This is a genomic window from uncultured Clostridium sp. (assembly GCF_900547735.1).
GTDB lineage: Bacteria > Bacillota > Clostridia > Lachnospirales > Lachnospiraceae > Otoolea.
The window spans coordinates 12976-28185 of record NZ_URHZ01000071.1 but is presented as its reverse complement, the minus strand read 5'-3'; the positions used below and the strand labels follow the sequence as shown (position 1 = coordinate 28185).

Here is a 15210-nt window from a genome sequence, read left to right as displayed (position 1 = left end):
AAGGTGATTGCCCCGTCCGCCGGCTTCAGGGGCTGATTGTCTCTTTCGTCAAGTGCGGGGAAGGTATCGCCGCAGCCACTATGTAGTCGTGAACGATTTACTTTTTGAAGTTGTTTCGCGTTGGATTCGGAGATAAATATAAAGCTAAATTTTTCGATTGTTCTAAAAAATTCAACGGTTATTTAAGAATAGGTCAGGCGCTAAAGTTCAGATTCATCAATTTAATACTGTACAGGGAGGCATTCTCTTCGAACTTGAAGAAACGTAGTGGCAGCGACAGTACCTTCCCCTTTGAAGGAATAAGAACAAATCAGTGGCCGCAGGCCGGAGTTCGGGATGGCGAAAACCTTCGCGTCTTCAGTCCCGTCGAAAACCTTCCTTCCCCCTCACCACACTCTGCAAGCCGGGACTGAAGACTCATCCCCTCCCTCTCACCATCCCGCCCCCCGACCGTCCCGGCGGCGTTCTCATTCCTCAATAAAATCCCTAAATAACAATCATATGGCGACTCCAACAATGAAAAATGGGATACCGCAAATTCATTTCATGAGTTTTCGGTATCCCTATGTTTATGAAAAAAAGGAGTAGTATGAAAAAACGTTATTATTGCTTTTGAAGCCGGCACACCGGTTCTATACCAGATATTCCTCAATGTAATGCGAGGCCACGGCCCCGTCGGCTGCTGCGGTTACGATCTGGCGAAGGGGTTTGGTGCGGGCGTCGCCGACTGCGAAGACACCAGGGAGATTTGTCCTGGTGGTTTCGTCGGCAACCAGATATCCCTGCTTGTCCATTTCCACCTGTCCCTGGAAGAGGCCGGTGTCGGGCACTCTGCCGATGGCGGCGAAGACGCCGTCGCATGCGATTTCTTTTACTGTGCCATCGTTATCCGTTACCATAACGCCGGACACTTTTTTATCGTGCAGAATCCCGGTTACCCGGCTGTTCCAGACAAATTCTATGCCGCTGTTTTTAAGCGGTTCCAGATAAATCCTGGAGGCGCGGAGACTGTCCCTGCGGTGTACGAGATATACTTTTTTACAAATCTTTGAAAGGTACAGCGCATCTGCGGCCGCGCTGTTTCCGCCGCCTACAACAACGACCGTCTTGCCTTTATACATCATGCCGTCGCAGGTGGCACAGTATGCCACTCCGCGGCCGCGAAGCATCTTTTCCTCTGCAAGGCCCAGTTCACGCGGGGAAGCGCCGGTAGCGAGCACCACCGCACGGGCCTCAATTTCTCCCTTGGAGGTGGTAATCTTCTTAATGTCTCCGTCCAGCTTTGCCTCCGTGACGTTCACAAAAGCCGTCTCCACGCCGAAACGCTCTGCGCCTTTCTGCATCTTCTCACCCAGTTCAAAGCCGTCAATGCCCTCATCGAAGCCCGGGTAATTATCTACCTGGCCGGTGGTGGCCATCTGGCCGCCTGGGGAAAGTTTTTCCAGTACAATGACCGAATAGCCGCTTCTGGCGCAGTAGAGCGCAGCGGTATATCCTCCCGGTCCGCCGCCAATGACGGCGACATCATATGATTGTTTCATCTGATACCTCCTCTTACAGTGCGCCGTTTTCTTTTAACCATTCTTCGATTGCATCCTGTGAAGCCGGGTTAACGACGGAGTCCACCATTTCACCGTTTTTGAATAAAATCAGAGTCGGGATTGTGTCTACTTCATATTTTTCTGCAAGTTCTTCCTCGGTATCGATATCGAGCTTTGCCACCTTGATTTTGCCTTCATACTCGGCCTCCAGCCTGTCTACGGCAGGGGAGAGACGGCGGCAGTAACCGCACCAGGGAGCCCAGAAATCAACTACCACAGGTTCGGAAGATTTTAAAACAGTTTCATCAAAATTTTTGTTTATCGTAAGTACGGCCATATCGGCACCTCCTGATTATTATTATAATTAATTATAGAGTAAGTTTGTTTAAAAGTGAAACGGATTATACATAAAGACGCTGAAACGGTATGTGGAGGAATACTTTCACATTAATATATGCTGCCGGCCTTACGGACCAGATTTTCCATAAGAAGCTCCATTTTAGGAACCGCCGGATGGCTGTCCAGACCGTAATCCGAGGCCATTTTTGAAATCCTTGGGAATGCGAGCCATGTGCTTCCGGCTTCATCTTCCCAGACGGAAATCTTAAGAGGCAGTTCCAGGGAGATGCTCTGATCTTTCTGCATCAGGCCGGTGCCCACAAGCGGGGAACCGAATACAAGAACCGTAGTAGGGCGCAGCTCCAGCCCTGCTTCCCTGGCATTGGCGGCGTGGTCAAATTTTGCAAAAAGAGGAATTTTTCTATCGGATAATTCTTTTTCCAATTTCTCTACGGCTGCTGCGGCCGGAAGCTGTCCCTCAAAAAGGTAGAGTTTGTTATCGTCGTAGCCCGTGGAGAGGAGGTCGCCGAACGCTCCGGCAATCCGGCGTCCGAGGTTTGTGAAATCCACGCCCTCTTTGTTGGCAAGCAATGTGACGCATACCAGTTCTTCCGAGTGGGTGAATCGGCTCAGGAAGCAGGAGTAGCCGGGAAGAGATCCTTTGATATCCATCAGGCCGCGGTGTTTGTAAAACTGCCACCCGGCCACCGCAGGAACCTCTTTGCCGTCCGGCAGGTTCCAGGGGGTATAGACGATTGCCCTGTTTTCGGGCTGATGAATCAGCACGGAACCGGCAAGGCCGATATCCCAGGTGGAAATATCCTGTGCCGACGCCCAGATATCCGAGAAACCGGGAAGCGCGGATGACGGGATGCGGGGGAGAAGATTTCCGTTCTCATCGTAGCTTGCCGCAGGTTCCGTCGGATCGATGTAGGTTCCGTCCTTCTTGAAAATTTGATGTATATTTTCCGTCAGGGATACATCCTCATGGACAAATCCACCCAAATCCTCGGCAAAACCTGTGTGGCGCAGACCAAGATAGTGAATCTGGCGCTCAGTGACAAAATCACGGTAGGATTTACCGGAAATTGCCTCGACAACCTGTGTCAGCAGCAGGAAATTGGATGCGCTCAGGCGGACATCCGTGCCAGGTGCAAACTGGAGAGGCTGGTCTGCAATCAGGCCGGTCAGTTCCCCTTTCTGCCATTCTCTGAAAGGAGTCCAGTCCTTGTTTTCACGGTAATCGGGAAGTCCCGATGCATGGCGGAGAAGCTGTAAAACAGTAATGTCTTTAAAAGTTTCAGGAATGTCCGGGAGATATCTTTCAACCGCTTCGTTGATATCGAGTTTTCCGTCCTCGTAAAGCTGCATGACGGCTACGGCTGCGAATGCCTGGGAGATTGGCCCTGCCGGCCACATCGTGTTTGCGGAAGCGAGGCGCTTCTGTCCGGCATCGGAAACACCGTATCCGACCACTCTGGGTATATAGGGCGCCTGAACGATAGCCAGCGTCAGGCCGGGAATCTTCTCTTCCTTCATAAAATCCCAAATCATTTCATCGACAGTCCGGCCGAGATAAGATACATCGGCGCTGCCACGCATTTTCATCGTTTCGTGTTCTCTTGTGTTCATAGAGCCCTTCCTTTCTATGTGCCGGATGCAGTCCGGCGTTATCATTACGGTATATGTAATCGGAAAAGTTACATTTCTTAATTGTAACTATAACAGTTACAGTTTGACTTGTCAAGTGATGTTTGTAAAAAATTTGATAATAGGTTATAATTAGGGGTAACGATTCAGTACCTTCATAGTTACCGCTTCGCGATGCACGTAAAACAGCAGAAAATGCCGTTTCGCGCTGGCCAAACTCGGGATTTTCAGGCGAAAACGCATGAAAGCACCTCGCGGAATACTACCTTCTGAACAGTTATTATTAGGGTTACTATTTACAGCACACTGTTTTTGGGCAGGGTGCGGACAGCGGCTTAATTGTTGGAAAGAATCTATATGGGAGCATCGGAAGGACGGTGTTCCTTTTTTGACTGATCCGGCGGAGGTAAAAATGGATTTCAGAGCTTTATTAGATACGGAAGAATATAATTTTATCAGGGAGAACGGCCGTCTCGGAAAGAATATCATCCTGCTTGCGATGGGAGGCAGTTATTCCTATGGAACCAACAACGCGGACAGTGACATTGATATCCGCGGAATTACGCTGAACTGGAAATCCGATCTGATCGGGATGACGGAATTCGAACAGTACGTGGATGATAAGACAGACACGGTAATCTATTCCTTTAATAAGATGATTAACCTCCTTTTGAGCTGCAATCCGAATACATGTGAGCTTTTGGGAATCGAGGAAGAGAAATATCTGTATCTGAGCGGTATCGGAAGAGAACTTCTGAAGAGGAAAAAGATGTTTCTTTCGAAAAAGGCAATCCAGTCCTTCGGAGGCTATGCGGATCAGCAGCTTCGCAGGCTGCAGAATGCCCTGGCCCGCGATTCCTACGGACAGAGTGAGAAAGAGCGTCACATTCTGAACAGCGTCAACAATGCAATGCACACCTTCAGGACCCGGTATGAGAAGTTTGAGGAGGGACAGATCCGGCTGTATATCGACCGTTCCGGGAGAACGGATATGGAGACGGAAATTTTTATGGATGCGTCACTCACCCACTATCCTCTGCGCGACTACAAGGGGCTGTGGGCGGAGATGAATAATATTGTGAAGGAATACCAGTATCTGGGAAAGAGAAACAGGAAGAAAGACGACAATCATCTGAATAAACATGCCATGCACCTTCTGAGGCTGTTTATGATGGCTCTCGATATTCTGGAAAAGGGAGAGATCAATACATACCGCGGGGCGGAGCTGCCTCTTCTTATGAGTGTGAGGAACGGGGAGTACCAGAAGGAGGACGGTTCGTACCGCGGGGAATTCTATGAGATTTTAGCGGATTATGAGAAGCGCCTCGATTATGCGGCAAAACATACGCTTCTTCCCGATGAACCGGATTACAGGGCTGTGGAGGAATTTGTCATGGAAGTGAATGAAAAGGTGGTCAGAGATGAAATATAAAAATTTTGAAGGTACGATAGAAGAGCTTGTGAATTTGAAACTGGATGAAATAGAGCGGGAGGAACATGTAAAAATTCTGCATGCGGTTGAATCGGGCAGCAGGGCCTGGGGATTTGCCTCTCCGGACAGTGACTATGACGTCAGGTTCGTCTATGTGAGGACGGCAAAAGACTATCTGAGGCTGGATGAAAAGAAGGACTTTATCGACTGGGAGTTAGATGAGACGCTGGATATAAGCGGCTGGGATCTCTCAAAAACACTGCGTCATTTCCACAAGTCAAACGCCACCCTGTTTGAGTGGTGCAACTCACCGGTGGTGTACAGGACAACGCCGGAATGGGAGAGGGTACGGAAAACGGCGGAACGGTATTTTTCCTGCAAAGCCGGAATGTACCATTATTATGGAACGGCCAGGACCAATTTTACCGAGTATCTCCAGGGGGAGGAAGTAAAGTATAAGAAATATTTTTATGTCATTCGCCCCATCCTTGCCTGTAAGTGGATTGAGGAGAAAGGCTGTCCCCCGCCGGTTCTGTTTTCCGAGCTTGCGGCCTCGGTTTTGGAGGAGGAAATGCGTCCTGCCATAGAACGGCTGATCGACATTAAGGTGAAAACGCCGGAGACGGGAAAGGGCGGGAGAATTGACGAACTGAATGATTATATCAGCCGGAATCTCGATGCATTTAAGATGAAAACCGCCGCGATGCCGGACGACAGGGTGACGGACTGGGAGGAACTCAACCATCTGTTTCTGGAACAGATCAAATTGATGGAGGACAGCGCAAAGAGGCTGGAAAAGGGATGAGAAACGGCGTGGAAAACAGAAAAGATGTAAAAGTACGGAAAGAAGCGCAGAGAGAAGTACGGAAAGATGTGCAGAAAGAAATGGGAGAAATCCGCCTGAACAAGTATCTGAGTGAATCCGGTGTCTGCTCCAGACGGGAGGCGGACCGGCTGATTGAAGCCGGAAAAGTGACGGTGGATGGAATGACGGCTGTGACGGGAATGAAGGTATTGCCGTCCCAGGCGGTTACCGTGGATGGAAAGACGGTGGGGGGGAAAGACAGACCGGTCCTTCTTGCGGTGAATAAACCGAGAGGAATTGTCTGTACCACCTCCGATAAGGATAGGGCGGAAAATATTGTGGAGTTTCTGAAATATCCCGTCCGCATTTATCCGATTGGCCGTCTCGATAAGGATTCCGAAGGACTTCTTCTGATGACAAACCAGGGAGAACTGGTCAACCGTATCTTAAGAAGCAGATACGGCCATGAAAAAGAATACCTTGTGACGGTGGATAAGCCTGTTACGAAAGATTTTATAGAGAAGATGAGCCGGGGCGTGGAGATACTCGACACATGCACAAAACCCTGTGAGGTAGAGAAGACGGGAGAAAGTTCGTTTCGCATCATTTTGACTCAGGGCCTGAACCGGCAGATACGCAGAATGTGCGAGGCTCTCGGCTTTCATGTAAAAACTTTAAAGAGAATCCGTATTATGAACATGAAACTGGGCAATTTAAGGACAGGAGAATCACGTGAAATAACCGGAGATGAATGGGTCGAACTGAACCGTATTCTGGTACAGGGAGAAGATAATTAAAATAAGAACCGTAAATAAAGAAAGGCATAATATATGGCAGAGCAGACATCATCAATTGAACATAAGACAGCAAGAATCCGTGAACTGGTAGAGATTCTTTCGGAGGCGGGGCGCGCCTATTACCAGGAGAGCCGGGAAATCATGAGCAATTTTGAATATGACAAGCTCTATGACGAACTGGTATCCCTGGAGCAGGAGACGGGAATCCGGTTTGCAAACAGCCCGACCCAGAATGTCGGCTATGAAGTGGTCGGCTCCCTGCCGAAAGAACGTCATGAGAAACCAATGCTTTCCCTGAACAAGACAAAAAGCGTGGAAGATCTGAAGGAGTGGCTGGGAGAACAGAAAGGGCTCCTTTCCTGGAAGATGGACGGCCTCACGATTGTGCTTACCTATGATGGAGGCACTCTTGTCAAAGCGGTAACGCGGGGCAACGGCGAGATCGGGGAAGTTATCACCAACAATGCGAAGGTTTTTGCCAATGTTCCTTTAAACATAAGCTTTACCGGCCAGATGATCCTGAGGGGAGAGGCGGTTATACGTTACTCGGATTTTGAGAAAATCAATGCCCAGATAGAGGATGTAGACGCAAAATACAAGAACCCGAGAAACCTGTGCAGCGGTTCGGTACGCCAGCTCAATAATGAAATAACGGCTCACAGAAACGTCCGTTTCTATGCATTCAGCCTTGTAAAGGCGGAAGGCGCGGACTTTAAAAATTCCAGAAAAGAACAGTTTGAGTGGCTGCGTTCCCAGGGATTTGAGGTGGTGGATTACAGGGAAGTAACCGGAGAAACGCTGGAGGATACGGTCCGGGAATTTTCGGAGGCTGTTTCCGGCAATGATGTCCCGTCCGACGGCCTGGTGCTGCTTTACGATGATATCGATTACGGCCAGTCCCTGGGCAGGACGGCCAAATTCCCCAGAGACTCGATTGCATTTAAATGGATGGATGAGATACAGGAGACAACACTCTCCTATATTGAATGGAGCGCTTCCAGGACGGGGTTAATCAACCCGGTAGCCGTGTTTGAGCCGGTTGAGCTGGAGGGGACGACGGTCAGCCGCGCCAGTGTCCATAACATCAGCATCATGGAGGCCCTGGAGCTGGGCGCCGGAGACAGGATTACCGTCTACAAGGCCAATATGATTATCCCGCAGATAGCGGACAACCTGACAAAGAGCGGCGTCAGGGATATTCCGGAGCACTGCCCGGTCTGCGGCGCGGATACGGAGATTAAGCAGATAAATGATGTTAAATCTCTCTACTGTACCAATCCGGAATGTCAGGCAAAAAAAATAAAGAGCTTTACCCTGTTTGTCAGCCGTGATGCGCTGAATATAGGCGGACTTTCCGAGGCAACGCTGGAAAAGCTGATTGGCGTGGGTTTTATCCATGAATACGCCGATATTTTCCACCTGGACCGCTATGAGCAGGAGATCGTGGTAATGGAGGGCTTCGGCCAGAAATCTTACGACAACCTGATTGCTTCCGTCAAAAAGGCGGCGGAGACTACGCTGCCGCGCGTGATTTACGGCCTGGGAATTACGGGAATCGGCCTTGCGGGGGCAAAGATGATCTGCCGGACATTTAAAAATGATTTCACCGCTATGAGAAATGCGGAAAAAGAAGAGCTCGTAGCGATCGACGGAATCGGAGACGTGCTGGCGGATGCCTGGATCAGTTTCTTTGGCAGTGAGAAGAACAATGAAATTGTGGATCATCTGCTGAGCGAACTGACCATCGAGGAAACGGCGGAAGAAGAGAGCGGAGAGGCTGTGTTTGAAGGAATGACGTTCGTCATTACCGGCTCGGTGGAGCATTTTAAGAACCGCAAGGAGATACAGGAGCTGATTGAGCAGCAGGGCGGAAAGGTGACCGGCAGCGTGACCGCAAAGACGAATTACCTGATTAATAACGATACGACGTCCAATTCATCGAAGAATAAGAAAGCGAAGGAGCTTGGAATACCGATTATTTCGGAGGAAGAGTTTGTTGCAATGGCAGGCGGCGAAGAATAAAAAAGTGGATGATTCCGGGAAAAGACTCCCGGGATCATCCACTTTTGCAATGGAGGCGCAGAAATTTCTGAAACTGTTTATTGAAAATATGTATTTTCCTGAGTCACATTCTATATCTGATGATACAGCCGGCTGAAAATTTCCAAATGCATCTGCTCATCCGCGGAAATTCTTCTCAGGATATCACAGATTCCTACATCCTGAATCCAGGACGTCTGCTGCATGTATTTGTGAATGGCCGCCTGTTCTCCCTCGATGGCCTGGGCCAGGATTGTGCGGACATTGGACTCCGGAATGCGGCAGCCGGGAGCCGGCGGCTGTATGTGCGGATACTTCAGGCAGGCCGGGTTCCAGTAAAGGTATCTCCCGCTCCGGGGCTGACGGCACCAGAGGCGCGGATTATCACCAAGCTGCATCGCCAGCTCGCCGAACAGATTCAGGTGGTGCATCTCCACCATGCTTATGCGGAGGAATGCCTCGGCCACATCTTTATATCCTGTCGTCACCAGATGTGCATAGAAATACAATCCAACGGCGGACATCTCCGAATTCTGCCCGGCCATATTGTCGAGCATGGCGGCCGCATAGTGGGAATTCTGCCCGGAAATTTTAACGGGAGGATACGGCGTTGCGGCCTGGTAGGCAACATCGCAGCTTTGTAATGGCTGGGCGGCGGCTTCACACATTTTATCCTGTCCGTTCTGCTGCCACCGTTGTAAGTTTGATGGTGAAAAATTCTGCTGGCAGACGGTGTTCTCAGGTTCCGTCTCCTCACAGGCCTTGCTTTCCGGCCTGCAATTTTCCGTTCTGCTGTTCTCCACTCTGCAATTTTCTGCCCTGCTGTTTTCTGTCCTGGAATTTTCCAGCCTGCAGTTTGCCGTTTTGACATTTTCGGCAGATGGGGCTTCACAGCGGATATTTTCAGCCTGAAGGGGGAGCGGTGTATTGCTTTCCTGCTTTTTGACATTCTGGTTCCTGGCATTCTGGACCGTCTCCGCCGTTACTGGGGTTGCCTGATGGGGAGACTGCCCTGAACCCGGTGCATCTGCCGCAGGATTTGACTGCCGCTCCTCTGTTCGCTGTGCCTGCGGAGGAATTGCCCGGCCCGCGCGGTTCATCTGATAATTGGTCTGGTAGTTTGTCTGATAGGGATTCTGGTTGTTTGGAAATCTGTTCTGTGGGAAAACTGACTGGGCGCTGACCAGGGTATCAGGCTGCGGCGGGCAGATAAACTGGCCCGACTGCTGGATCACCTGCCTTGCGCTCTTCTCAGAAAATGGTTCGTTCATGATAGATTCAGTCCTTTTTTGTCCTGTTCTCTATCTATTTTATGAGGCGGACTGGCAATTATGTTTAAAATATGATATGATACAAAACACCAGAAAGCTGAGGTACAGTCTTCAGCTAAACTGCAGTAAAATGATGTACAGAAACGACTTTTTTGAGAAAGAGGTGGCTGTTTATGCCGATTAAAATTCAAAAGGATCTTCCGGCTAAAGTGATCCTGGAATCTGAGAATATATTTGTGATGGATGAGGAGAGAGCCATGACCCAGGATATCCGTCCCCTGGAAATCCTGATCCTGAATCTGATGCCCGTTAAGGAGGACACGGAAACCCAGCTCCTGCGAGCCCTGTCCAATACACCGCTTCAGGTGGACTGCACCTTTTTGATGCTGGCCTCCCATACGTCAAAGAATACATCTGCAAGCCATTTAAATAAATTTTATATTACCTTTGATGAGATTAAAAGGAAGAAATACGATGGAATGATTATCACCGGCGCTCCTGTCGAGAATATGGAGTACGAGGAGATCAATTACTGGGAAGAGCTTACCAAGATCATGGAGTGGAGCAAGACCCATGTGACGTCCACACTACATATCTGCTGGGGAGCCCAGGCCGGACTGTATTACCATTACGGCGTCCCGAAATACCAGCGAAAGAGCAAACTTTCCGGCGTATACCGTCACAGGGTCCTGGATCGCAAGGTGCCGCTTGTGAGGAGTCTCGACGACTATTTTTACTGCCCTCATTCCCGCCATACGGAAGTGCGGGAGGAGGATATTGCAAAACAAAGTGAGCTTGTAATCCTGGCAAAGTCTGAAGAAGCAGGCGTGTTCCTCGTGATGAGCCGGGACGGAAAACAGATATTTATGCAGGGCCATCCCGAATACGACAGGATGACACTGAATAACGAGTATCACAGGGATCTGAACAAGGATCTGAACCCGGAGGTTCCGTGCAATTATTATGAAAATAATGATCCGTTCTCTCCTCCTGTGCTGAATTGGAGAAATATGTCCAATACACTGTACAGCAACTGGCTGAACTATTATGTATATCAGGTTACGCCGTATCTGCTGGAGGATGAGGAATAAAAATATTTTAATCACAACATAAGTATAAAAGGTATTACAGGTCCCAAACGGCTTGTGATACCTTTTTTGTTCCATGGTGAGGTTTTGTAAACTATGCCGTTAAAGCGGCCCGCCGCAGGTGAAGGAACCAGCATATTTTTGCTGTCCGCGCACAGCAGGCAAGACGCGTACCCGGCTGGTAAAAAAATCCGGTTTTTCCAGTTTTTTTAGAGAAGTCTCTGCTAAAATAGAAATTAGAACAGGATTGGCCTTAGAATCCGGGACAAAAAGGCGGGATAGAAAAGCAAGGCCGGTTATAGCCGCCGAATCAATTTAACTTGAAACATGTTTGAAAAGGAGAGAGAATATGAAGTTAAAAAAAATCGTAATGCTGTTAGCCGCAGGTGTGTTACTAATGAATACGATTCCCTGCTACGCGGCCACAGGGGCGGGGGTTAAAACGAGTGTTTCGTCGGTTGCAGGCCCCGACGCGGCAAATTATTCCCAGATTCCTGATGCCGAAACGTTACAAAGAGATGTCGGTTTTGTGCCAAAGAGCCCTGCTACGCTTGCCGGTGACTTTAAGTTTTCCTCCGGGTCTATAACTGAGTCGTATGATCAGGATTCCAACGGAAACCTGATCAACCAAACGAAAGGAATCGGCTATAAATACGTAAATTCAACCACCGGGAAATCGGTCAGCCTTTCATCCGAACTCAAATCGGGACGGTCCGTACCGGAAAACTCCGTAGTCACAAAGTATGGTGAAACAGAGTTATATTTCAATAATCAGTATGCCAATTATCTGGCGTGGTTTGATCAGGATATTTTTTATTCCCTGATGGATATCAATAAGTTGGTTACGCAGGAGGAATTGACTGCCATGGCAAAGGGAATGATTGATATGAATGCAGATGTGTCAAATGTTCAATAAATAGTGATAGTACAGATGATTTTTGCGGTGGATTCTCGTGCGAATTCCGGTGGCTCTGTCACAGGGCTTCCTGTGTTATGGAAGATGAAGCCCTAAAATCGGAAGGATGTATTGAAAAGCTCCGGCAAATCATAGATAATAAAGTCAGACTTGTTATCTGTGGTTTACCGGAGCTTTTTGCTGTTCAAAATCTGTTTTTTGCAGTTTGCTGTTCCGCACTGTTGGCGCTCTGTGCAGTTTGAAGATTTTTGCAGTTCTGCCCCGGATGGAGCAGGTGATTATGATTTTAAATCATATAAGAATCATATAAAGGAGAGGGGAAAAATGGAGTACAGAAGATTTGAAACGATCCCGGAAAAGGTATCTCTTCTGGGTCTGGGGGGAATGAGGTTTCCTGTTCTGGATGATCAGCCGGACAGGGTAATAGAGGAAGGTGTGCAGGCTCTTGTCGATCATGCAGTCAGCCGGGGAATTACGTATTTTGATACGGCTTATTCCTATCATGGCGGCCGTTCGGAGGAGGTTCTGACACGGGCATTGGGTAAATATCAGAGGGATACCTACTATCTGGCGGATAAGCTGCCGATTTGGCTGATTCAGGAAGAAGGAGACACGGAGCGTTATTTTCACGAACAGTTGGAGCGGTGCAGGACGGAATATTTTGATTTCTATCTGGTACATTCCCTCGATCGGCTTAAGTATGCAATCTGTGAGAAGTTCCATGTATTTGATAAATTGAAACAATTCCAGGCAGAGGGGAAAATCAGGCATCTCGGTTTTTCATTTCACGATACGCCCGTGCTTTTGGAACAAATAGTGACGGACCACCGGTGGGATTTTGCCCAGATCCAGCTGAATTATCTGGATTGGGAGATGCAGGATGCGAAGGGCCAGTACGAAATTCTGGTATCCCACGGACTTCCCTGCGTCGTAATGGAACCCAGCCGCGGGGGAGCGCTGATATCTCTGCCGGAATCAGCGGCAAAATTTCTGAAGGAGGTTCATCCGGAGGCGTCCGCCGGTTCATGGGCGATCCGGTTTGCCGCCTCAAAACCGGGTGTGCTCTGTGTCTTAAGCGGGATGGAGTCGGAAGATATTATTGACGATAATGCGGCTGCCGTGACCGGAGTGAAGCCGTTTGACAGAAGAGAGCAGCAGGCCGTCGGGCAGGCGGTGGAGAGTTTCATGAAAAATAAATTGATCCCATGCACCGGCTGTGCCTATTGCCGGGAATGTCCCAAACAGGTAAACATCCCTAAAATCTTTGCCGCTTACAACCAGTATCTGGCCGGCCGCGACAATTTTCAGTTTTACAATGCCTACTCCAAGCTGAAGCCGGAGGAAAGAGCCGTCAACTGCGTTAAATGCGGCAAATGCATGGAGCGGTGTCCACAGTCCATACCGATCACGGACAATCTGGCTACGGTACAGAAGCTGGCGGAGCAGATTAATGGGAACCGGCCTTCCAACTGGGGAGAACTGTGACGGACCGGCCGGAGAGGAAAATCAGCCCTTGTTCTTGCCGGCAACGATCAGACAGGTCAGAATACAGCCGGATAAAAGACCGGCCAGAAAACAGACAATACCCAACAACATAGATTTATGTTCCTTTCATAATACTCAGAGATAACGATACCGGTTAAAATAGATACTGTTATATATATATTATGGACCTGATTCATTTAAGTATAAGCATTTTGCAAATAAAAAGCTTATGCACTGTTTTTTTCATTTATTCCGAGGGAATAAGGGGGAGAGACGCCGGGGTATTGTCTATCGGTTATATGGATGCTATACTATATGTATACGAAAATCGCAGGAGCTTTTAGAAATGGCAAGTTCTATGACGATGTGCAGGAATGCTGCCGGAAGGGAGAAGAGGGCCGAAGGAGGAGCATACTTTTAAATACCGCGTATGCCATAGGCTCTCACCAGAATTTATGAATCAGAAAATTGCGTTGCTGCTGCAGGAACACTTTGCCTCATATTGCCGGGACGAGCTGGGGAATGAGCAGAATGACTGCAGTCTGACCTATTTTACTTATGATACGCTGAAAGAACTTCAAAAAATCTTTCTGGATAATAAAGACCAATACGACGGGTTTATCACCAGCGGCGCGGTGCCGCTTAATGCACTGCGCGATATTGACGTGCCGCCCTACTCCGTCAAGGCGTATTTTGGCGGTAATCTGGAAAACACATACAGGATTCTTCTGGAGCAGATACTGAAGCGGGAAGGGACCGATCCGGCAGGGATTGGCCTTGATTACCTGGACGACGGGAAAATGCTGCAGACGGTGCTGGAGCAGGACCGCCTGCCGGAGATGGTTTCCGAGTTTGAAAATTCCTTTGTGGGTCTTTCGGAGCAGGAACTGGAGGCGGTGGAGAACCGGCTGGTTGAGAAATATTTAAGGCAGTGCAGGGAGGGGAAGCTGGACTTTGTCATCACCTATTTCCACAGTGTCGTGGAGGCGCTCGGGCGGGAAAACGTGAAGTGCTATTACTCCTATCCCAGCAGAAATTCGATGATTCAGACGCTGGAACTGTGCGGTAAAAATATCAGGCTGGAAAAGATGCGCCGCAATATTTCCGCCGTTATCCGTATCAGTCCCGATATCATCCGGTGGAGAAATAAGAAAAATTCCAACCAGGAGCTGGAGATGCTGGCGTTAAAGGGCAGCATCCTGGAATATTGCAGGATGTACCGGGCGGAGCCGGTTATGAAGGATGACTTTACCGATGTGGAATTATACCTGAATACAGAGCAGGTACAGAAGATGACGGAGCAGTTTACAAACTTCGATCTGCCGGGATATCTGGAGGAGAAAGCGGGATTCTGCGGCTTTGTGAGCATCGGCTCCGGAGATGAGCTGGGCAGGGCCAGGCTCCACGCTATGCAGGCCAGAGATTACGGAAGCCGCCTCGGCCAGGATACATGTATCTATATAGATGAAAAAGAGGAAGTCCATTCTCTGCCCCTGAAGAGCACAGTGGAAAAACCTGCTCCGGGAATTCCGGCCTCTTATGTTGAAAACATTGCGAACCAATCCCATCTGTCATCAGAGACCGTATACCGGGTGATAGCGGCAATGCAGACCGAACAGTCGGATGAATTTACGGCCACGGACCTTGTCAGGGTACAGGACTTTTCACTGCGCATCGCCACCAGAGTACTGACCGCTCTAACCGAAGCCGGTTATGCGGAAAAGATAGGACAAAAAAGAATCGGAAATAAGGGAAGACCGCTGAATCTTTACAAAATTAAAATCGAATATATATGACAGGCCGCGGCAACACCTCACTTCCCAGCCAACTCCCCCTTAATAAAAAC

12 protein-coding genes are annotated in these 15210 nt (G+C 49.0%); 8 read left to right on the top strand and 4 right to left on the bottom strand.

Annotated elements, in window-relative coordinates:
• Positions 1–632: 632 nt before the first annotated feature.
• The 3 genes from trxB to QZT18_RS18680 form a co-directional block, all read right to left on the bottom strand.
• Positions 633–1541, bottom strand: a complete 909-nt coding sequence (gene trxB / locus QZT18_RS18690; RefSeq protein ID WP_294150325.1) for a thioredoxin-disulfide reductase — start codon at positions 1539–1541, stop codon at positions 633–635.
• A 13-nt stretch (positions 1542–1554) separates the two neighbouring features.
• Positions 1555–1878, bottom strand: coding sequence for a thioredoxin (gene trxA / locus QZT18_RS18685; protein WP_294150323.1), 324 nt, complete (start codon positions 1876–1878; stop codon positions 1555–1557).
• Between the two features lie 110 nt (positions 1879–1988).
• A complete protein-coding gene (locus QZT18_RS18680; protein ID WP_294150321.1) occupies positions 1989–3512 on the bottom strand; it encodes a serine hydrolase in 1524 nt (507 codons plus the stop codon).
• A 430-nt stretch (positions 3513–3942) separates the two neighbouring features.
• On the opposite strand from QZT18_RS18680, the gene QZT18_RS18675 reads away from it, so the two are divergent.
• The 4 genes from QZT18_RS18675 to ligA are packed head-to-tail and all read left to right on the top strand — an operon-like array spanning position 3943 to position 8586.
• Positions 3943–4962: a DNA polymerase beta superfamily protein gene (locus QZT18_RS18675; RefSeq protein WP_294150320.1), complete on the top strand. Its 1020-nt coding sequence runs from the start codon at positions 3943–3945 to the stop codon at positions 4960–4962.
• Entirely contained in the window at positions 4952–5767 is an 816-nt protein-coding gene (locus QZT18_RS18670; protein WP_294150318.1) for a nucleotidyltransferase domain-containing protein, read from the top strand. Before QZT18_RS18675 ends, QZT18_RS18670 begins: the two co-directional genes overlap by 11 nt.
• 8 nt (positions 5768–5775) lie before the next feature.
• Complete coding sequence (locus QZT18_RS18665; protein WP_366925924.1) at positions 5776–6564, top strand: pseudouridine synthase; 789 nt, start codon at positions 5776–5778, stop codon at positions 6562–6564.
• A 33-nt stretch (positions 6565–6597) separates the two neighbouring features.
• Positions 6598–8586, top strand: coding sequence for an NAD-dependent DNA ligase LigA (ligA, locus tag QZT18_RS18660; protein ID WP_366925923.1), 1989 nt, complete (start codon positions 6598–6600; stop codon positions 8584–8586).
• 110 nt (positions 8587–8696) lie between these two features.
• Here ligA and QZT18_RS18655 read toward each other — a convergent pair whose 3' ends face one another.
• Positions 8697–9875, bottom strand: a complete 1179-nt coding sequence (locus QZT18_RS18655; RefSeq protein ID WP_294150317.1) for a ferritin family protein — start codon at positions 9873–9875, stop codon at positions 8697–8699.
• Positions 9876–10048: 173 nt separating this feature from the next.
• Between QZT18_RS18655 and metA the strand changes: the two genes are divergently transcribed.
• From metA to QZT18_RS18635, 4 genes are all read left to right on the top strand, one after another.
• Positions 10049–10966: a homoserine O-succinyltransferase gene (gene metA / locus QZT18_RS18650; protein ID WP_294150315.1), complete on the top strand. Its 918-nt coding sequence runs from the start codon at positions 10049–10051 to the stop codon at positions 10964–10966.
• A gap of 346 nt (positions 10967–11312) precedes the next feature.
• Positions 11313–11879 carry a hypothetical protein gene (locus QZT18_RS18645; protein ID WP_294150313.1) on the top strand — a complete coding sequence of 189 codons (567 nt, stop codon included), beginning with the start codon at positions 11313–11315 and terminating at the stop codon, positions 11877–11879.
• A 324-nt stretch (positions 11880–12203) separates the two neighbouring features.
• A complete protein-coding gene (locus tag QZT18_RS18640; RefSeq protein WP_294150311.1) occupies positions 12204–13364 on the top strand; it encodes an aldo/keto reductase in 1161 nt (386 codons plus the stop codon).
• Positions 13365–13819: 455 nt separating this feature from the next.
• Positions 13820–15160, top strand: coding sequence for a hypothetical protein (locus tag QZT18_RS18635; RefSeq protein WP_294150309.1), 1341 nt, complete (start codon positions 13820–13822; stop codon positions 15158–15160).
• Positions 15161–15210: the final 50 nt, after the last annotated feature.